The sequence below is a fragment of the Actibacterium sp. XHP0104 genome, from assembly GCF_025751515.1.
Taxonomy (GTDB): domain Bacteria; phylum Pseudomonadota; class Alphaproteobacteria; order Rhodobacterales; family Rhodobacteraceae; genus Actibacterium_D.
Genome location: NZ_JAOWLE010000001.1, coordinates 634,332 through 652,391 on the forward strand (window position 1 = coordinate 634,332; position 18,060 = coordinate 652,391).

Here is an 18,060-nt window from a genome sequence, read left to right on the forward strand (position 1 = left end):
AATCGCACAAGGAATAGGCAGTTGACCATTCGGGTGGCAAATCTGACGCTTGATCCGCCGGTGTTTCTTGCACCGCTTGCGGGGATCACCGATCTGCCGTTCCGCAACCTGGTGTCGTCGTTCGGCGCAGGGCTGGTGGTCAGCGAGATGGTTGCCAGCCAGGAAATGGTGCAGGCCAAGCCCGGCGTGCGCGAACGTGCAGAGCTGGGGTTCGACAGTGCCAACACCGCCGTGCAACTGGCCGGGCGCGAGGCCCATTGGATGGCCGAAGCCGCGCGGATGGTTCAGGACAACGGTGCGCGGATCATCGACATCAATATGGGCTGTCCTGCCAAGAAGGTGGTGAACGGCTATTCGGGTTCGGCCTTGCTGCGTGATCTCGATCATGCTCTGACGCTGATCGAGGCGGTGGTGGGTGCCGTCTCGGTGCCGGTGACGCTGAAAACCCGGTTGGGTTGGGATGACGACCTGCTGAACGCGCCCGATCTGGCCCGCCGCGCGCAGGATGCGGGGATTCGCATGATCACCATTCACGGGCGCACGCGCTGTCAGTTCTACAAGGGCCGCGCCGACTGGGCCGCGATCCGCGCCGTGCGTGAGGCGGTCGATATTCCGGTCGTGGCCAATGGCGACATCACCGACAGCGCCGCCGCGGCTCAGGCGCTGCGGGCCTCGGGCGCAGATGGGGTGATGGTGGGGCGTGGTGCGCAGGGGCGGCCCTGGTTGCTGGCGCAGATCGCGCATGATCTGTTCGACACCGCGGCCCCAAAGATACCGCAAGGGGCCGATCTGGTGGCCATGGTTGCCGCCCATTATGAGGCGATGCTGTCGTTTTACGGGGCCGATCTTGGTCTGCGCGTCGCGCGCAAGCATCTGGGCTGGTACATGGATCAGGCCGGCGCGCCCGCCGATCTGCGCCGCCGGGTGCTGACCGCGCGCGACCCGGCCGAGGTGCTGCGGCTGTTGCCTGACGCGCTGGCGGCCCGACGCGAAAGCCGCGCTGCATGAGCGCGCCCGAGAGCGATATGATCTGGTCGGCCCTGCCGGTGGCCGGGTTCATCCTTGACCGCAACAACTGTGTCGAACGCATGAACCCCGCGGCCGAGCAGTTTCTTAGCGCCTCGCTGCGCTCGGTCCAGGGCGCGCCGGTATGGGAGAGCATCTCGATTGCCGCCCTGCTGGACGAGGCCTTTGCGCGCGTGCGCGAAAGCCAGAGCGAGGTGGTGATCAACGATGTCGAGGTCTCGGCCGCCAACCGGCCGCCGATTCAGTGCAACATCCAGATCGCGCCCCTGGGCGAGGCCGAGGGCACGGCGCTGATGCTGATCTCGCCGCGCGATATCGCCGAGCGGCTGGGCCGGGCGCAAAGTTCGAAGACGGCGGCGAAATCGGCGATCGGCATGGCCGAGATGCTGGCCCATGAGATCAAGAACCCGCTGGCGGGGATCACCGGCGCGGCGCAGCTTCTGTCGATGAACCTGACGCCCGAGGATCAGGAACTGACCGATCTGATCGTGGCCGAAAGCCGCCGGATCGTGAAGCTGCTGGAGCAGGTCGAGCAATTCGGCAATCTGCGACCGCCCCAGGCGCGTGCGTTGAACATTCACGATGTTCTGGACCGGGCGCGCAAATCGGCGGCGGTCAGCTTTGCCTCGGGTATTCGGGTGGTGTCTGAATATGACCCGTCGCTGCCGCAGACGCTGGCCGATGGCGACCAGTTGTTGCAGGTGTTTTTGAACCTGCTCAAGAACGCCGCCGAGGCGATCCATCGCGCCGACAAGCCCGGCACGATCCGCATCCGCACCTTTTACGATCAGGCGCTGCGCCGCCGCCTTGCCGATGGCACCGGCGTGCCCGTGCCCTTGCAGGTCGAGGTGGTCGATGACGGCCCCGGCCTGCCCGAGGAAATCGCCAGCGACATCTTCGACCCGTTCGTGTCGGGGCGCGAGAACGGCACCGGGCTGGGGCTGGCGCTGGTGTCCAAGATCGTGTCCGACCATGACGGGCTGATCGCGGTGGAATCCGTGCCGGGGCGCACGGTGTTCCGGATCTCGCTGCCGGTGGCGCCCAGGGGGGACGGATAGGCCATGCCCATGAATGCTAACAGACCGGAGATTTTCTGATGGATGGAACGGTACTGGTTGCAGATGACGACCGCACGATCCGCACGGTTCTGACACAGGCCCTGACGCGGGCCGGGTGCAAGGTGCATGCCACCTCGTCGCTGACCACGCTGATGCGCTGGGTCGAAGAGGGCAAGGGCGATCTGGTGATCTCGGACGTGGTCATGCCCGACGGCAACGGGTTGGAGATGCTGCCCAAGATCAGCAAGGAACGCCCCGGCCTGCCGGTGATCGTGATCTCGGCGCAGAACACGATCATGACCGCCATTCAGGCGGCCGAGGCCGATGCCTATGATTACCTGCCCAAACCCTTTGACCTGCCCGACCTGATGAAACGCGCCGCGCGGGCGCTCGAGACCAAGCGCCGCGCCACCACCACCGCGCCCAAACCCAGCGTCGAACCTATCGGCGCCGACCCCAGCGACGACCTGCCGCTGGTGGGGCGCACGCCGCAGATGCAGGCGCTGTACCGGTTGGTTGCGCGGGTGATGAATACCGATCTGGCGGTTCTGATCACCGGCGAAAGCGGCACGGGCAAGTCGCTGATCGCGCGGGCGATCCATGACTTTTCCGACCGGCGCACCCTGCCGTTCGTTACCGCGCTGGCGGCTGATCTGACCGGGATGGACGGCCCGGACGAGCTGGTCGCGCGGGCGCGGGGCGGGTCGATCCTGTTTGACGAGGTGTCCGACCTGGATGCCGCCGCGCAGGCGCGGATCGTGCGTCTGCTGGACGGGCTGGGGCCCAACGCGCCGCGCATCATGGCCACCTCGCAGACCGATCTGATGACGCGGATGGAGGCGGGCGAATTCCGGCAGGATCTGTTCTATCGCCTGGGTGGCGTGCAGATCGGCGTGCCGTCGCTGCGCGAGCGGGTCGATGACATTCCGCTGCTGGCCGATCATTTCCTGGCCCGCGCCGAGCGTGACGGCATGGCGCTGCGCCGTTTTGCCCCCGAGGCGCTGGACCTGATCCGCGGCTATAGCTGGCCGGGCAATGTGCGCCAGCTGGAAAACACCATTCGCCGTCTGGTCGTGACCTCGCCCGAAGAGGTGATCGCCCGCGCCGAGGTCGAGGCCGTGCTGGGCAATCAGCCCGCGATCGAACCGATGGCGGGCAGCGGCGAGGCGGACAAGCTGTCGGCCTCGGTCGGCCGGCACCTGCGCCGCTACTTCGACCTGCATGGCGGAGTTCTGCCGCCGCCGGGGCTTTATGGGCGGATTCTCAAAGAGGTCGAACTGCCCCTGATCGAGATCGCGCTGGACGCTACGGGCGGCAATCAGGCGAAATGCGCCGATCTTTTGGGGATCAATCGCAATACGCTGCGTAAGAAAATCACCGATCTGGATATTCACGTGACACGCCGCCGCAAGTTGATGTAAAACCGCAACAGATAAGTGGCCCGAATGTCGCAAGGCATGGGCCGAAAACAGGGCGGTTGCCGCATATGCGGTGTGTCAAATGGTGAGGCTGGCGGTGCGAAGCCCCGCGTCTAGCGCTACTTGGGAACGGCTGTCGCGGATGCGGCGGATGCGTCGTGTGCAGAACGCGGCCACGCTGGGGCTGGTGTTTCTGGGGCCGCTCTTGGCCTTTGTGACCTTCCTGATGCTGGGGCCGCTGGACCAGGGCGCAAGCTCGACCTGGCTGCGCTCGGTGCTGCTGGCCGACACGATCTATATCCTCGTGGTGGCGGCGCTGGTCATGTATCGCATCGCGCGCATGGTGGCGGCGCGGCGGCGGCATTCGGCGGGGTCGCGACTGCACCTGCGGCTGACGGGCGTGTTTGCCTTCGTGGCGCTGATTCCAACCATCCTGGTGGCCGTTTTCGCCGTTTTAACCGTGAATAACGGGCTTGAGGGCTGGTTTTCGGACCGAGTTCGCCAGGTCGTCGGCGCCTCGCTTAGCGCGGCCGAGACCTATGAGCGCGAACATCGCGACGACTTGGTGGCCGATGCCGAGGCCGTGGCCGGCTATCTTGACCGGGCGCGCGATGCGACGTTCTTTATGACCGATGGCGAGTTGCGCCAGCATCTGACGGCGGTGCAGGGTCAGGTTCAGCGCGGGTTGAAAGAGGCCTATATCATCGACGCCGGCACCGAGATCCGCGCCCGTGGCGAACGGTCGTACTTGTTCGACTATGAACCCCCCAGCGCCGATGATGTGATGCGCGCCAATGACGGCGAACTGGTGCTGATCGAGGATTGGGACAACAACGAATACCGCGCTCTGATCAAGCTGAACGCCTATGTCGACCGGTTCCTGTTCATCTCGCGCGAGGTGGATGGCAACATTCTGAACCTGCTGGATGACACGCAGGAAACCGCGCAGTTCTACCAACAGCTCGAATCCGATCGCGGGCGGCTGCTGTTCGAGTTCGGCATTCTCTATATCGGCTTTGCGCTGATCCTGATCCTGGCCGCGATCTGGCTGGGCATGTGGTTCGCTGAACGCCTGTCGCGCCCGGTGGGCCGTCTGGCCGGCGCGGCCCAGCGTGTTGGCGCGGGCGATCTGGATGTGCGCGTGGTCGAGGAAAAGGGCGACGACGAGATTGCAATGCTGGGGCGGCTCTTTAACCAGATGACCCGGCAGCTCAAGGGGCAGCGCGACGCGCTGGTCGAGAACACGCGCCAGATCGAGCGCCGCCGCCGGCTGTTCGATTCCGTGCTGTCCTCGGTGACGGCGGGGGTGATCGGGCTGGATGCGCAGGGGCATGTGGAATTCCTGAACCGCTCGGCCATCCGCCTGTTGGATGTGGACGAGGAAACCGGCCATGACCTGCCGCTGTGCGCTGTGGTGCCTGAATATGCGGGGCTGTTCGACAAGCTGCGCGAAAAGGGATCGGAATCCGCGCAGGACGAGGTCAAGCTGCTGCGGCGGGGCAAGCTGGAAAACCTGCTGGTGCGCATGGCCGTGCGCCGCCGCACAGATGGTCAGCTCGAGGGCTATGTGGTGGCCTTTGACGATGTGACCGATCTGGTGACCGCACAGCGCATGGCGGCCTGGGGCGACGTGGCGCGGCGCATCGCGCATGAGATCAAGAACCCGCTGACGCCGATCCAGTTGTCGGCCGAGCGGATCAAGCGCAAGTTCCGCAATGATCTTGAGGCCGAGAAAGCCGCCGACCTGGAGCAGCTGACCGAGGTTATCGTGCGGCAAACCAATGACTTGCGGCGCATTGTTGATGAGTTCTCGAAATTCGCCCGTATGCCCGAGCCCGACCGCCGGCAGGTCGACCTGGCGGCGCTGGTGCGCGATGCGGTGCTGTTGCAGGAAAGCGGCCAGCCCGATGTGCGCTTTGTACGCGATCTGCCCGAGGGCTCGGTGCTGGCGGAGCTGGACGCGACCATGATCAGCCAGGCCCTGACGAACCTGATCAAGAATGCTGGCGAAGCTATTGAAACACTGTCTGAAAACGGGCTTCCGGATGGGTTTGTTCCCGAGATCCGCATCGCCATGAGCCACGAGGACGGGCGCGCGCTAATCTCCATTGCCGATAATGGCATCGGCTTGCCCGAAGACCGCGCCCGCCTGTTCGAGCCCTATGTCACGACGCGTGAAAAGGGCACCGGGCTGGGCCTGCCTATCGTCAAGAAGATCATCGAGGAACATGGCGGCACGCTGGCCCTGCTGGACGCGCCCCTGTTCGACGGCAACGCGCATCATGGCGCGATGGCCGAAATTCATTTGCCGGTTTTCCACGCCTTGGACGAAGGCGCGGGGAACGGTGTTCAAGATGCTGCCGAAAAGGCAGCCGAGTAGAGCATAAGAGGTACTGGTATGGGCGATATCCTGATCACCGATGACGAGCGCGACATCCGCGAACTGATTTCGGACATCCTTAAGGACGAGGGTTATTCCACGCGTCTGGCGGCCAATTCCGACGAGTGTATGAAGGCCATCAACGAGGAACCCCCGGCGCTGATGATCCTGGATATCTGGCTGAAAGACAGCCGAATGGACGGCATCGACATCCTGTCGACGGTCAAGCGCGACAATCCCGATATTCCGATCGTCATCATCTCGGGGCATGGCAATATCGAGATCGCGGTCGCGGCGATCAAGCAGGGCGCCTATGACTTTATCGAAAAGCCGTTCAACATCGACCAGCTGCTGGTGGTGATCCGCCGCGCGATGGAAACCTCGCGCCTGCGCCGCGAAAACCAGGAGCTCAAGCGCCGCGATGTGACCTCGTCCGACATGGTCGGGTCGAGCGCCGCGTTCAAGGCGCTGAAATCGCAGCTGGACAAGGTGACAAAATCGAACGGCCGGGTGATGCTGACCGGCCCAGCGGGCAGCGGCAAAGAGGTCGCCGCGCGTTACATCCACGCCCATTCCAACCGGTCGGCCGCGCCGTTTGTCACGGTCAATTCGGCCTCGATCGAGCCCGAGCGCATGGAAGAGGTGCTGTTCGGCCGCGAAACCGCCGAACGCGGGGTCGAGCCGGGCCTGCTGGAACAGGCCCATGGCGGGGTTCTGTATTTCGACGAGGTGGCCGACATGCCGCTGGGCACGCAGTCAAAGATCTTGCGCGTGCTGGTCGATCAGCAGTTCCAGCGCGTCGGCGGCACATCGAATGTGCGGGTCGACCTGCGGGTGATATCTTCGACCAACCGCGATTTGCAGACCGAGATCGAAGTCGGCAATTTCCGCCAGGAACTGTATCACCGGCTGAACGTGGTGCCGATCGGGGTGCCGGCGCTGGACGAGCGGCGCGAGGATATCCCCGAGCTGGCGCTGCATTTCATCGCCGAGTTCAACCGCGGGCAGGGGCTGCCGCAGCGCGATCTCAGCGACGAGGCGCAGGCCCTGCTGCAAACCATGCAATGGCCGGGCAATGTGCGGCAGCTTAAGAACGTGATCGAACGGGTGCTGATCCTGGGCGACGGCACCGGCCCGATCGAGGCACGCGAGCTGCCCGGCCCGGTCGATGCGCCGGTGGAAGACGGGCGGCTGGTGCTGTCGGGGGCGCTGGCGACGCTGCCCCTGCGCGAGGCGCGCGAGCTGTTCGAGCGCGAATATCTGCTGACCCAGATCAACCGGTTTGGCGGCAATATCAGCCGCACCGCGAATTTCGTCGGCATGGAGCGTTCGGCCCTGCACCGCAAGCTGAAATCGCTGGGTGTGGTGACCAGCACCAAGGCCGGCGCGCGCGTCGCCCATGTGGAAAGCGAGGCCGAGGCTGATTGACCGCCCCGGCGGCATCTGCCAAGGATGAGGCAATTTTTGCAGCCGGGGACCGGGAATGAAGGTCATCATCTGTGGCGCGGGTCAGGTCGGTTGGCAGATTGCGCGCCATCTTGCCAATGAAAAGAACGACGTGACCATCGTCGACAGCAATGCCGACCTGGTGCGCCGGGCGACGGATACGCTGGATGTGCAGGGGGTGGCGGGGTTCGCGTCCTATCCCGATATTCTTGAACGCGCCGGGGCGCGTGACGCCGACATGGTGATTGCCGCAACCTATTCGGACGAGGTCAACATGGTGACCTGCCAGGTGGCGCATTCGATCTTTGCGGTGCCGCGCAAGATCGCGCGGCTGAGGGCGCAAAGCTATCTGACGGCGATCTATTCCGACCTCTACCGCCGCGATCACATGCCGATCGACGTGGTGATCAGCCCCGAACTGGAGGTGGCCGAGGCCGCGTTACAGCGGCTGGACGTGCCGGCGGCCTTTGACACCGAAAGCTTTCTGGAAGGCCAGGCACAGCTATTGGGTATCCTGCTTGATCCCGACTGCCCGGTTACCAACACGCCACTGCGGCAGCTGACCGATCTGTTCTCGACCCTGCGCGCCACAGTGGTGGGGGTGCGCCGTGAGGGCACGCTGTTTGCGCCCGAGCCGCGCGATCAGTTGTTTGCCGGCGATCAGGTCTATGTCATCTCGCATATCGACGACGTGAACCGCACGTTGGAAATCTTTGGCAAGCCCACGCGCAAGCAGGAACGGGTGGTCATCATCGGGGGCGGCAATGTCGGCCTGGTGGTGGCGCAGGCGCTGGAAAAGCGCGCCGACCGGGTGCGTGCCAAGGTGATTGAAAAGAACCGCGCCAATGCCGAGCGCGCCGCCGACGCGCTGGAACGCACGATCGTGCTGCATGGCGATGGCATGGACATGGCGCTGCTGGCCGAGGCCTCGATCGACCGGGCCGATGCGGTTCTGGCGGTGACCGATGACGACAAGACCAACCTGCTGGCGGCTGTGCGGGCAAAGGCCGCGGGTTGTCACATGGCGATCAGCCTGGTGAACGATCCGTCGCTGGTGCCGATGATGGGGCCCTTGGATATCGACGCGCATATCAACCCCCGCGCCACCACGGTCAGCTCGATCCTGCGGCATATCCGGCATGGCCGGGTGCGCGGCGTCTATTCGGTGGGCGATGCCGAGGGCGAGGTGATCGAGGCGCAGGTTCTGTCGACCTCGCCGATCGCCGGCCGGCTGATCCGCGATATCGAGTTTCCGCAAGGGGTGCTGGTGGGGGCCGTGCAGAAAAGCGGCAAGATCCTGCGGCCCACGGGCGGCACCCGTATCGACGAGGGCGATGTGGTGGTGATGTTCTGCCTGTCGGCCGATGTTCCCGAAGTCGAGCGCCTGTTGCAGGTCTCGATCGATTTCTTCTGATCCCGGCTGATGCGCGCCCTGCTCAATGTTCCACTGATGGTCATCCTTACGGGGGTGGGGGCGCTGGCGATGCTGTTGCCGGCGGTGCATGCGCTGCTGATCAACGATCACTCGACGGGGCGGGCGTTCTTTTACTCGTTCATCCTGTTCAGCCTGCTGAACGCGATGATCGCGATTGCCACCTATCACGGCCGGTCGCGCAACCTGGCGCGCAGCCATCTGACGGCGCTGCCGGCGACCTTTGCCGGGCTGCCGCTGCTCTTGGCGGTGCCGGTGGTGCTGGCGGTGCCCGATACCAGCTTTCTCAACGCCTATTTCGAGATGGTCTCCAGCCTGACCACCACCGGGGCCACCGTGTTCGAACTGCCCGAGCGGCTGCCGCCCTCGGTGCATCTGTGGCGCGCGCTGGTGGGCTGGATGGGCGGTTTCTTTGTCTGGGTGACGGCGATCGCGATTCTGGCGCCGCTGAACCTGGGCGGGTTCGAGGTGCTGTCGACCGACACGATCGGGCGCGGCGCGCGCAGTGATGAACATAACGTGCGCACGGTCGATCCGCGCGAGCGCCTGATGCGTTACGCGCTGGAGCTGCTGCCGGTCTATACCGGGCTGACCGCGCTGTTGTGGCTGTTGCTGATCATCGCCGGCGATCCGGGGCTGGTGGCTATCACACATGCGATGTCGACCCTGGCCACCAGCGGCATTTCCGCCGTCGGCGGGATGGAGGGCGCGGCCTCGGGCGTGGTGGGCGAGATGTGCATCTTTGTCTTCTTTATCTTCGCCCTGTCGCGCCAGACATTTGCCCGCGACACCCTGGCACGCCGCGTGGGCAAGATCCGCCGCGACCCCGAATTCCTGGCCGGGATGATCTGCGTGGTGAGCGTGCCGGCATTCTTGTTCCTGCGGCACTGGATCGGCGCGATCGAGGTGGGCGACGAACAAGAGGTCGTCAGCGCGCTGGGGGCGCTGTGGGGGGCGGTGTTCTCGGTGTTGTCCTTCCTGACGACCACGGGCTTTGCCTCGCTTGACTGGGATCAGGCGCATGCCTGGTCGGGCCTGCCGACGCCGGGGCTGATCCTGCTGGGGCTGGCGCTGATCGGCGGCGGGGTGGCGACCACGGCGGGAGGGGTCAAGCTGTTGCGGGTTTACGCGCTTTATAAACATGGCCTGCGCGAGATGGACAAGCTGGTGCACCCGTCTTCGGTCGGTGGCTCGGGCGCCATCGCGCGCCATATCCGCCGGCAGGGCGCGCATGTGGCCTGGGTATTCTTCATGCTGTTCGCGCTGTCGATCGCCCTGGTCATGAGCGCGCTGGCGCTGACCGGGCTGAGTTTCGAGGATTGCACCATCCTGACCGTTGCCGCGCTGTCTACGACCGGGCCTTTGGCCGATGTCGCGGGCGAGGCCCCGGTGCAATATGCCACGCTGTCCGAGGCGGCAAAGATGATCCTGGCAGGGGCGATGGTGTTGGGACGGTTGGAAACTTTGGCCATCATCGCGCTGATGAACCCGGAATTCTGGCGCCAGTGATGGCACCGAAACATCACATCGGGAACATGCCTGATATTTGGGCTGGAAACTCGCGCGGCGGCGCTCCATACTCCGGCCATCAACGCGTATGATTGCCCCTCCTTTTTGGGGCCAAACATGAAAAAAGGCAAGAAAAACAATGGCTGCCGACAAACAGAACCTTCAGGACGCCTTTCTTAACCACGTCCGTAAAACCAAGGTTCCGGTCACGATTTTCCTGATCAACGGGGTGAAACTCCAGGGTGTCATCACCTGGTTCGACAATTTTTGCGTGCTGCTGCGCCGGGATGGCCAGTCGCAGCTTGTCTACAAGCATGCGATTTCGACCATCATGCCGGCCCAGCCCGTCAATCTTTATGATGGCGAGGACTGATCACGTCTGACGTAGATCTTGCCCCCGGCGTGACCCGCGCCTGGGTGCTGCATCCCGATATTACCTCTGACCGCGCGCGCCGACCGGCGAAACCCGCGCTGGCCGAGGCCGTCGCGCTGGCCGCGGCGCTGCCCGCGATCGAGGTCGTGGGTTCTCAAATTGTGCCCCTGCCCAAGCTGCGGGCGGGCTGGCTGTTTGGCTCTGGCAAGATCGAAGAGCTGAAAGAGCGGTTCAAGGCCGCCGAGGTCGAACTGGTGCTGATCGACGGGTCGGTCACGCCGGTGCAACAGCGCAACCTGGAAAAGGCTTGGGGCGTCAAGCTGCTGGACCGGACCGGGCTGATCCTTGAGATCTTTGCCGACCGCGCCCGCACCCGCGAGGGTGTGTTGCAGGTTGATCTTGCGGCGCTCAGCTATCAGCGCACCCGCCTGGTGCGGGCCTGGACCCACCTGGAACGTCAGCGCGGCGGGCTGGGTTTTGTGGGTGGCCCCGGTGAGACCCAGATCGAGGCCGACCGTCGCGCCATCGACGAACAGATCACCCGGCTGCGGCGGCAGTTGGCCAAGGTGGTCAAGACCCGCGAACTGCACCGCGCCTCGCGCGACAAGGTGCCGTTTCCGGTCGTGGCGCTGGTGGGCTATACCAACGCGGGCAAGTCGACGCTGTTCAACCGGCTGACCGGGGCGGATGTGTTCGCCAAGGACATGCTGTTCGCCACGCTCGACCCGACGATGCGCGCGGTCGAACTGCCTTCGGGGCGCAAGGTGATCCTGTCGGATACGGTGGGGTTCATCTCCAGCCTGCCGACCCAGCTGGTGGCCGCGTTCCGCGCCACGCTGGAAGAGGTGCTGTCGGCCGACCTGATCCTGCATGTGCGCGACGTGGCCCATCCGGATACTGACGCGCAGGCCCGCGATGTCGAGACCATCCTGCGCGAGCTGGGTGTGGGCCGCGATACAAGGCAGTTCGAGGTCTGGAACAAGATCGACCTGCTGGATGCCGATCACCGCGAGGCGATGCAGGCCAAGGCGGGCCGAGAGGACGAGATCTTTGCCATCTCGGCGATCACCGGCGAGGGCCTGGACGAGCTGTTGGCGGCGGTGTCAGGGACGCTGGACGAGGAAAGGTTCACGCGTGAGCTGATCCTGTCTTATGCCGATGGGCGCAAACGCGCCTGGCTGTATGAACAGGGTGTCGTCACCGATGAGCGCCAGGACGAGGACGGCTATCACCTGAATGTCACGATGACCGCACGGCAGGAAAAGCGTTACCGCGAGCTGTGATCAGTAAGGGCGCTGCCCAGGTCGCCATAGCCGGTCAGACGGCGTTCATACTCTAACCCCAGCCGCGCGGCGCAGTCGCGGGCGCGGCTGTCCAGGTCGGGGTCATCGGTCTGGGCCAGGTAAACCAGCCGGTCGTAATAGCGGAAATAGCTGGGCAGCAGCTCGGGATACCGATCAAGGCCCAGCGGTTTCCAGACAAAGCTGTCGAATTGCTTGACCAGGAAATCGGTCAGGTAGAACGCCGTGCCCTCGCCATGCTCGGCAAAGCTGTCGACGCCCTCGAAAAACGCATAGCAATGCGGGCCCGGCATCATCTCGACGCCCAGCCGTTCGCAGGCCGCCTGCAACAGGCCGCCGGTGCCGCAATCGGCATAGACGACAAAGATCTGGTCAAAGTCGTCGCGGTGCCGCAGCACGGCCTGTTCGACGGCGGGGGTGATCTTTTCGGGTGTGTTGTGCAGGATCGCGGGCAGGCAGGTCAGGCTGAGGTGATCCCAGCCATTGGCCCGGATCAGCGCCAGAATCTCATGCGCCAGCGCCCCGCAGGCCAAAAGCAGCACCCGCGCCTTTTGCGGCGCGGGCAGCTTCAGCCCCTCGTGGGTCAGCTTGGTGTCATCGAGATCCATGGCGCGGCGCGGGCCTTAGCCCGCGACCTGGTTGTGCTTGCGCGCCATGAATTCCTTGGCGGTTTCCACGGCAACGGCGGCGTCACGGCAATAGGCATCGGCGCCGATGGCGCGGCCGAATTCCTCGTTCAAGGGGGCGCCGCCGACCAGAACGACATAATCGTCGCGCAGGCCGTCTGCCTTCAGCTGGTCGATCACCACTTTCATATAGGGCATGGTCGTGGTCAGAAGGGCGGACATGCCAAGGATATCGGCGTCGAATTCCTTGATCGCGGCGATGTAGTCATCGACCGACCTGTTGATGCCGATGTTCAGCACCTCGAACCCGGCGCCTTCCATCATCATCGTCACCAAGTTCTGGCCGATGTCGTGGATGTCGCCCTTGACGGTGCCGATGACCATCTTGCCCATGCGGGGCGCGCCGGTTTCGGCCAAGAGTGGCTTGAGAATGGCCATGCCGCCCTTCATCGCGCCGGCGGCCAGCAGAACCTCGGGCACGAACAGGATGCCGTCGCGGAAATCGCGGCCGACCACGGTCATGCCGCCGACCAGCGCCGTGGTCAGGACGTCGTAGGGCGCCCAGCCGCGTTCAAGCAGAATGTTGACGCCTTCTTCGACCTCTTCCTTCATGCCGTCATAGAGGTCGTCCTGCATCTGCTGCACCAGCTCGTCATCGTCGAGCTCGGAGAGGATGATATCGTCGTCTTCATCAGCCATGGTCATGCGCTCCTGCTGTGGCCGTCGTCATTTACTTGGTGCGGCCAAAATCTGTCGTCTGATAGCCCGATTGCGACACGGGCCGCGCCGCTTCCGACCAAGCGCCGCATTTTGGCGGGTCTGGCGATTTGCGACTGGTGTTCTCGGGATGAATGTTCTATTAATGTTCTTCTTTCCCGCACGTTCCTCCGAGGCCGATCATGGAGACCGATCCCCGCATTCCGACCGAGCGCCGCAAGGGCAGGGCGGCCGCCACCAACCTGACTGGCCGGTTCGAACCCTATGCCCGCGTCGCGGTCGACGATGGCTGGGCGCCCGATGACGATCTGCCACCCCTGCGCACCGACGTGCGGATCGAGAGGCCGCGCAGCGTCATCACCCGTAACACCTCGCCCGACATTCCGTTCGACCGTTCCATCAACCCGTATCGCGGCTGCGAACACGGCTGTATCTACTGTTTCGCGCGTCCGACCCACGCCTATCTGGGTCTGTCGCCGGGGCTGGATTTCGAAACCCGCCTGATCGCGCGGCCCGAGGCGCCCGTGGTTCTGGCGCGCGAGCTGTCGCGCCCCGGATACCGGCCCTCGGTGCTGGCGATCGGCACCAATACCGACCCCTATCAGCCGATCGAGCGCGACCACCGCATCATGCGCGGCATTCTCGAGGTGCTGCGCGATTTTCGCCACCCGGTCGCGATTGTCACCAAGGGCACGCTGATTGAGCGCGACCTGGATATCCTGTCCGAGATGGCCGCAGCCAACCTGGTGCGCGTCGGCATATCTGTCACCACGCTTGACCCGGTTCTGGCGCGCAAGATGGAGCCACGCGTGCCCGCGCCCGAGCGGCGTCTGCGCACGATACAGCTCTTGTCTGGCGCGGGGGTGGCGGTGCGGGTGATGGTGGCCCCGATTATCCCGGCCCTGACCGATCACGAGCTGGAAACCATCCTGCGCGGCGCCCGACATGCCGGCGCCAGCGCCGCCAGCTGGGTCATGCTGCGCCTGCCGCTTGAGGTGGCGCCGCTGTTTCGCGACTGGTTGGCCGAGAATTTCCCCGATCGCGCGGCCCGCGTCATGGGCCATGTGCGCGATATGCATGGCGGGCGCGATTACCAGTCTGACTGGGGCCGCCGGATGCGTGGTGACGGGGCTTATGCACGGCTGATCGACGCGCGCTTTCGCAACGCGGCGGCGCGGCTGGGGCTGGATCGCGACCTTGGCCCGCTGGATTGCGGGCAGTTCGGCGTTCCGCCGCGCCCGGGGGATCAGCTGAGCCTGTTCTGACATTGGGTTCGCCTTATCCCCGGCGGCGGCGGCGTGCGCGTGCCGGCGCGCCGGCATCGTCGCCGGTGCCATCCGAGGCCGAGGAATAGCCGCCAAGCCGCGCGGCGATCTGTTCCAGCGTCGGGCGCGGGCCGGGGTCGCGGGTTTCCAGCGCGGCACGCATGGCGCGCAGGTGCTCGGGCGTGGTGCCGCAGCAGCCGCCGATGATCGTCGCCCCGCAGGCGCGGGCCAGCACGGCGTAATCGGCCATCAGCTCGGGCGTGCCGTTATAGTGGATATGGCCGTCGACATATTGCGGGATGCCGGCGTTGCCCTTGGCGATCAGCGGGAATTCGCTGCCGGTTGCGGCAAAGCCCAGCACCGTGCGCAGCAGGTCGGATGCGCCGACGCCGCAATTGGCGCCGAAGGCCAGCGGCGGGTAGGGCAGTTTCTCGACCATTTCGGCCATGGCGGCCGAGGTCACGCCCATCATGGTGCGCCCGGCGGTGTCAAAGCTCATGGTGCCGCACCAGGGCATATCGGCCAGTTTGAACGCCTCGGCGGCGGCCTTGAATTCCTCGGGGGCGCTGATGGTTTCGACCCACAGCACATCGGCGCCGCCGGCCTTGAGGCCTTCGGCCTGTTCATGGAACATCTCGACCGCACCGGCATAAGACAGGGTGCCCATCGGCTGCATGATCTCGCCGGTCGGCCCGACAGAGCCCGCGACCACAACCGGGCGATCGGCCTTGTCGGCCACTTCGCGGCCCAGCTCGGCGGCGACGCGGTTCAGCTCAGTCACGCGGTCCTGGGCGTTGTGCAGTTTCAGGCGCGAGGCATTGCCGCCGAACGAGTTCGTCAGGAACAGATCAGACCCCGCCTCGACTGCGCCGCGGTAGAGCGCGCGGATATTGTCGGGTTGGTCCACGTTCCACAGTTCCGGCGCATCGCCCGAGCTGAGACCCATGTTGAACAGGGTCGTGCCGGTCGCACCATCGGCAAGCAGCCAGTCGCGGGTTTCCAAAAGGCGGGACAGGGCGTTGCTCATGCGGTGCATCCTCTTTGCGCAAAGGGCGACAGCGGCCCGGGACGGCCGCGATTTGGGCGCACAGGTGCCATGTCAGGGCGCCAAGTGCAAATTCTTAATCGTCATAATGATCTTGAGTGCCGCACATGTGAGCGCGGCTCAGGCCGCGGGGCGCAGGATCTCGCGGCCGATCTCGGCGCCGGCGACAGACAGCGACAGCGGCGACGGCCCGGCGATGTAGAGCGTTTCCCAGTTCGGGGCAAAGGCGGCCTTGAACCGGCGCAGTCCGGCCGAGTGGGCGGGCGTGATGCGGGCGCGCAGCCGCTCAAGTCGCGGATCGGGCAGCGGGCCGTCAAAGGGCACGGCGGCTAGCGACAGGCGTGCAACGCCCTGCGCGGCGGCATCGGTCAGGGCCTGGATGATCAGCGCATACATGGTACCGTCAGGCGCGTCAGAGCTTTGGCGCATCAGGTCCAGCGTCCATTCCCGCGTGCCGGTGTGAAAGCTGGCAAATGCGACCATCCGGCCCTGGTCGCGGGCGATGATCACATGCTGGCGGCTCAGGTGGTCGGGGCAGAAGAGCCCCATGGAAAAGCCGCGCTCGCCGCCGTTCGAACCGGCCCATTCCCGATTGATCCGGGCCATCTCCTCTAGCGGCAGCGCCCCGCCCGAGCGAATGTCCAGCTCTTGCGCCTTGCGCAGCTTGCGCCGCAGCTGGCGATGTGCGGGGGTGTTCAGGTCAAAGGTTGTCGGGGTCAGCCAGGCCTCTTGCGCGATGGGCAGCACGGTCATGCCGGCGCGGCGGGCATGGGCGGCGGTGCGGGCGCCGCATTTGTAGATGCAGGCCGACAGGCGTGCGGCGCGGGCGCGTTCGCGCAGCCGCGCGATGGCATCGGAGGGGCAGCCCGCAACCGGATCGCCCAGTGAGACCAGGCTTTGGCCCAGCCGGGCGGTCACCAGGTGCGGGGCACCCTCGGGGCAGGTCAACAGGCGCTTGTTGCCTTGGAACAGCAGCTGCGCCTCGGCGCGCGGGGCGGACTGAACGGCCTTGCGCTGCGAGGGGGCCAGATCGTCGGGGGCCAGGAACTGCGGTCGGGCGGGCTGATCGGTGATCGGGCCGCGCAGCCAGATCAGGGCGGCGATACAGGCGGGCAGGGCGTAATAGACCACCCGCCAGGCCAGCACGGCGGCCAGGATGATCGCGCCGTCGGAGTGGGGCATCAGCGCCAGCAGGGTCATCTCGAACGGGCCGACGCCACCGGGCGTGCCGCTGAGCAGCCCCGCCCCCAGCGCCAGCAGAAAGGCGGGCAGGAAGGCCATCAGGGTTACCGCATGGGCGTCGGGCAGCAGCACATATAGTGCCAGCGCCGCGGCCAGCGTGTCGATCGCGGTCAGCACCAGGATCACCCCCATGGCGCGCAGGCTGGGCAGATGGATGGCCCGGCCCATGACGCGCAGGCGCGGCGCCCAGAGCGAAACGGCAATGGCCGCAGCCGACAGCGCCAACGCGCCGAGGGCCAGAGGTTTCATCCAGGGCGAGGGTGCGGGCAGGGCGATCAGAACCAGCCCGGTAAAGACGGCCCACCCGCCCAGGAATGACGCGGTGACCAGCCCGGTCAGCCGCGCGGCCCCGCCGGCGCCAAGGCCGGGCAGCAGCCGCCAGCGTACCAATGTGCCGGTCACGACACCAAAGCCCAGGGTCTGGCTGATGGCGATGGCCGAGGCGCCGCTGATCCGCGCCGCGGGGTCGGGCAGGCCGGTGCCCATCAGCCCGTGCAGCAGCCCGTCATAGCGCCCGACCGCCAAGAAGCTGAGCGCGGTGGCGGCGATGGCGGCCAGCCATTGCGGCAGGGTCACCTCGGCCGCAGCGGCCAGGATGGCCGAGAATTCGATACCTTCCAGCCGGTCGCGCAGCAGCACGACGATCAGCGCCGCCAGGGCAAATGGCAGCAACTGGCGCAGCCAGGGCACGCGCCGCTGGGGCGACGTGCCGGCATGCACGCAACTGGGGGTGTCTTTTTTCATCCGTCCTCCGCAACAGGGTGTCAGGCTAACCCGATGCTCAGACCAATTTCTTAACGGATAAAATTATCCGCTTTTTTCCGGTCTTCAGATAAGAAAAACGCGCCCCGTCAGAGGCGCGTTCGGGTCGAATGATCCTGGGATCACTCTTCCATCATCTGGGCCTTGGCCACGCGCAGCAGCTCGGCCATCTGGGTGCGGATGGTGGCCTCGTCGGCCTTGTCACCCAGGTCGCCCGAAACCTTGCGGAACACGTCCTCGTGGCCGGCTTCTTCGAAATCGGCGTGGATCACTTCCTTGGCATAGGCTTCGGCCTCTTCGCCGGTCTTGCCCATCAGCTCGGCAGCCCACAGGCCCAGAAGCTTGTTGGCGCGTGCCTGTGCCTTGAAGTTCATCTCTTCGTCATGCGCGAATTTGTTCTCAAACGCGTGTTCACGTTCGTCGAAGGTGGTCATCGGCCTTGGTCCTCCAGAATCTAATC

The 18,060-nt window shown here is 65.3% G+C and carries 15 protein-coding genes; 10 read left to right on the plus strand and 5 right to left on the minus strand.

Features of this window, described 5'->3' with window-relative positions; translation table 11 throughout:
- Positions 1–21: 21 nt before the first annotated feature.
- The 9 genes from dusB (at position 22) to hflX (ending at position 11,925) form a co-directional block, all read left to right on the plus strand.
- Positions 22–1,008: a tRNA dihydrouridine synthase DusB gene (gene dusB / locus OE856_RS03315; RefSeq protein WP_263714619.1), complete on the plus strand. Its 987-nt coding sequence runs from the start codon at positions 22–24 to the stop codon at positions 1,006–1,008.
- Positions 1,005–2,084: a two-component system sensor histidine kinase NtrB gene (locus tag OE856_RS03320; protein WP_263714620.1), complete on the plus strand. Its 1,080-nt coding sequence runs from the start codon at positions 1,005–1,007 to the stop codon at positions 2,082–2,084. Before dusB ends, OE856_RS03320 begins: the two co-directional genes overlap by 4 nt.
- Before the next feature lie 38 nt (positions 2,085–2,122).
- Positions 2,123–3,505 carry a sigma-54 dependent transcriptional regulator gene (locus OE856_RS03325; protein WP_263714621.1) on the plus strand — a complete coding sequence of 461 codons (1,383 nt, stop codon included), beginning with the start codon at positions 2,123–2,125 and terminating at the stop codon, positions 3,503–3,505.
- Between the two features lie 148 nt (positions 3,506–3,653).
- Complete coding sequence (locus OE856_RS03330) at positions 3,654–5,882, plus strand: PAS domain-containing sensor histidine kinase (protein ID WP_318527613.1); 2,229 nt, start codon at positions 3,654–3,656, stop codon at positions 5,880–5,882.
- A gap of 18 nt (positions 5,883–5,900) precedes the next feature.
- On the plus strand, positions 5,901–7,310 hold the full coding sequence (locus tag OE856_RS03335; RefSeq protein ID WP_263714623.1) for a sigma-54-dependent transcriptional regulator: 1,410 nt from the start codon (positions 5,901–5,903) through the stop codon (positions 7,308–7,310).
- A 55-nt stretch (positions 7,311–7,365) separates the two neighbouring features.
- Positions 7,366–8,742 (plus strand): Trk system potassium transporter TrkA, encoded by a 1,377-nt coding sequence (trkA, locus tag OE856_RS03340; RefSeq protein ID WP_263714624.1) that lies wholly within the window; start codon positions 7,366–7,368, stop codon positions 8,740–8,742.
- A gap of 9 nt (positions 8,743–8,751) precedes the next feature.
- Entirely contained in the window at positions 8,752–10,269 is a 1,518-nt protein-coding gene (locus OE856_RS03345; protein ID WP_263714625.1) for a TrkH family potassium uptake protein, read from the plus strand.
- A 139-nt stretch (positions 10,270–10,408) separates the two neighbouring features.
- A complete protein-coding gene (gene hfq / locus OE856_RS03350; RefSeq protein WP_263714626.1) occupies positions 10,409–10,642 on the plus strand; it encodes an RNA chaperone Hfq in 234 nt (77 codons plus the stop codon).
- A 29-nt stretch (positions 10,643–10,671) separates the two neighbouring features.
- Positions 10,672–11,925: a GTPase HflX gene (hflX, locus tag OE856_RS03355; RefSeq protein WP_263714627.1), complete on the plus strand. Its 1,254-nt coding sequence runs from the start codon at positions 10,672–10,674 to the stop codon at positions 11,923–11,925.
- Here the strand turns inward: hflX and OE856_RS03360 are convergent.
- Both OE856_RS03360 and OE856_RS03365 read right to left on the minus strand, forming a co-directional pair.
- Entirely contained in the window at positions 11,910–12,551 is a 642-nt protein-coding gene (locus OE856_RS03360) for a DUF1638 domain-containing protein (protein WP_263714628.1), read from the minus strand. The genes hflX and OE856_RS03360 overlap by 16 nt on opposite strands.
- A gap of 15 nt (positions 12,552–12,566) precedes the next feature.
- A complete protein-coding gene (locus OE856_RS03365) occupies positions 12,567–13,268 on the minus strand; it encodes a corrinoid protein (protein ID WP_263714629.1) in 702 nt (233 codons plus the stop codon).
- A gap of 200 nt (positions 13,269–13,468) precedes the next feature.
- Between OE856_RS03365 and OE856_RS03370 the strand changes: the two genes are divergently transcribed.
- Positions 13,469–14,551 carry a PA0069 family radical SAM protein gene (locus OE856_RS03370; protein WP_263714630.1) on the plus strand — a complete coding sequence of 361 codons (1,083 nt, stop codon included), beginning with the start codon at positions 13,469–13,471 and terminating at the stop codon, positions 14,549–14,551.
- A gap of 13 nt (positions 14,552–14,564) precedes the next feature.
- Here OE856_RS03370 and bmt read toward each other — a convergent pair whose 3' ends face one another.
- The 3 genes from bmt to OE856_RS03385 form a co-directional block, all read right to left on the minus strand.
- Positions 14,565–15,578, minus strand: a complete 1,014-nt coding sequence (gene bmt, locus OE856_RS03375; RefSeq protein WP_263714631.1) for a betaine--homocysteine S-methyltransferase — start codon at positions 15,576–15,578, stop codon at positions 14,565–14,567.
- Positions 15,579–15,716: 138 nt separating this feature from the next.
- Positions 15,717–17,582, minus strand: coding sequence for a phosphatidylglycerol lysyltransferase domain-containing protein (locus OE856_RS03380; RefSeq protein ID WP_263714632.1), 1,866 nt, complete (start codon positions 17,580–17,582; stop codon positions 15,717–15,719).
- A gap of 140 nt (positions 17,583–17,722) precedes the next feature.
- Entirely contained in the window at positions 17,723–18,034 is a 312-nt protein-coding gene (locus OE856_RS03385; protein WP_263714633.1) for a DUF1476 domain-containing protein, read from the minus strand.
- Between the last annotated feature and the right edge of the window lie 26 nt (positions 18,035–18,060).

Bases quoted from the DNA above. Each gene is read 5' to 3' on its own strand.
- OE856_RS03320 (WP_263714620.1), top strand. From the start codon at position 1,005: ATGAGCGCGCCCGAGAGCGATATGATCTGGTCGGCCCTGCCGGTGGCC.
- OE856_RS03325 (WP_263714621.1), top strand. From the start codon at position 2,123: ATGGATGGAACGGTACTGGTTGCAGATGACGACCGCACGATCCGCACG.
- OE856_RS03330 (WP_318527613.1), top strand. From the start codon at position 3,654: ATGCGTCGTGTGCAGAACGCGGCCACGCTGGGGCTGGTGTTTCTGGGG.
- OE856_RS03335 (WP_263714623.1), top strand. From the start codon at position 5,901: ATGGGCGATATCCTGATCACCGATGACGAGCGCGACATCCGCGAACTG.
- trkA (WP_263714624.1), top strand. From the start codon at position 7,366: ATGAAGGTCATCATCTGTGGCGCGGGTCAGGTCGGTTGGCAGATTGCG.
- OE856_RS03345 (WP_263714625.1), top strand. From the start codon at position 8,752: ATGCGCGCCCTGCTCAATGTTCCACTGATGGTCATCCTTACGGGGGTG.
- hfq (WP_263714626.1), top strand. From the start codon at position 10,409: ATGGCTGCCGACAAACAGAACCTTCAGGACGCCTTTCTTAACCACGTC.
- OE856_RS03360 (WP_263714628.1), bottom strand. From the start codon at position 12,551: ATGGATCTCGATGACACCAAGCTGACCCACGAGGGGCTGAAGCTGCCC.
- OE856_RS03365 (WP_263714629.1), bottom strand. From the start codon at position 13,268: ATGGCTGATGAAGACGACGATATCATCCTCTCCGAGCTCGACGATGAC.
- OE856_RS03370 (WP_263714630.1), top strand. From the start codon at position 13,469: ATGGAGACCGATCCCCGCATTCCGACCGAGCGCCGCAAGGGCAGGGCG.
- bmt (WP_263714631.1), bottom strand. From the start codon at position 15,578: ATGAGCAACGCCCTGTCCCGCCTTTTGGAAACCCGCGACTGGCTGCTT.
- OE856_RS03380 (WP_263714632.1), bottom strand. From the start codon at position 17,582: ATGAAAAAAGACACCCCCAGTTGCGTGCATGCCGGCACGTCGCCCCAG.
- OE856_RS03385 (WP_263714633.1), bottom strand. From the start codon at position 18,034: ATGACCACCTTCGACGAACGTGAACACGCGTTTGAGAACAAATTCGCG.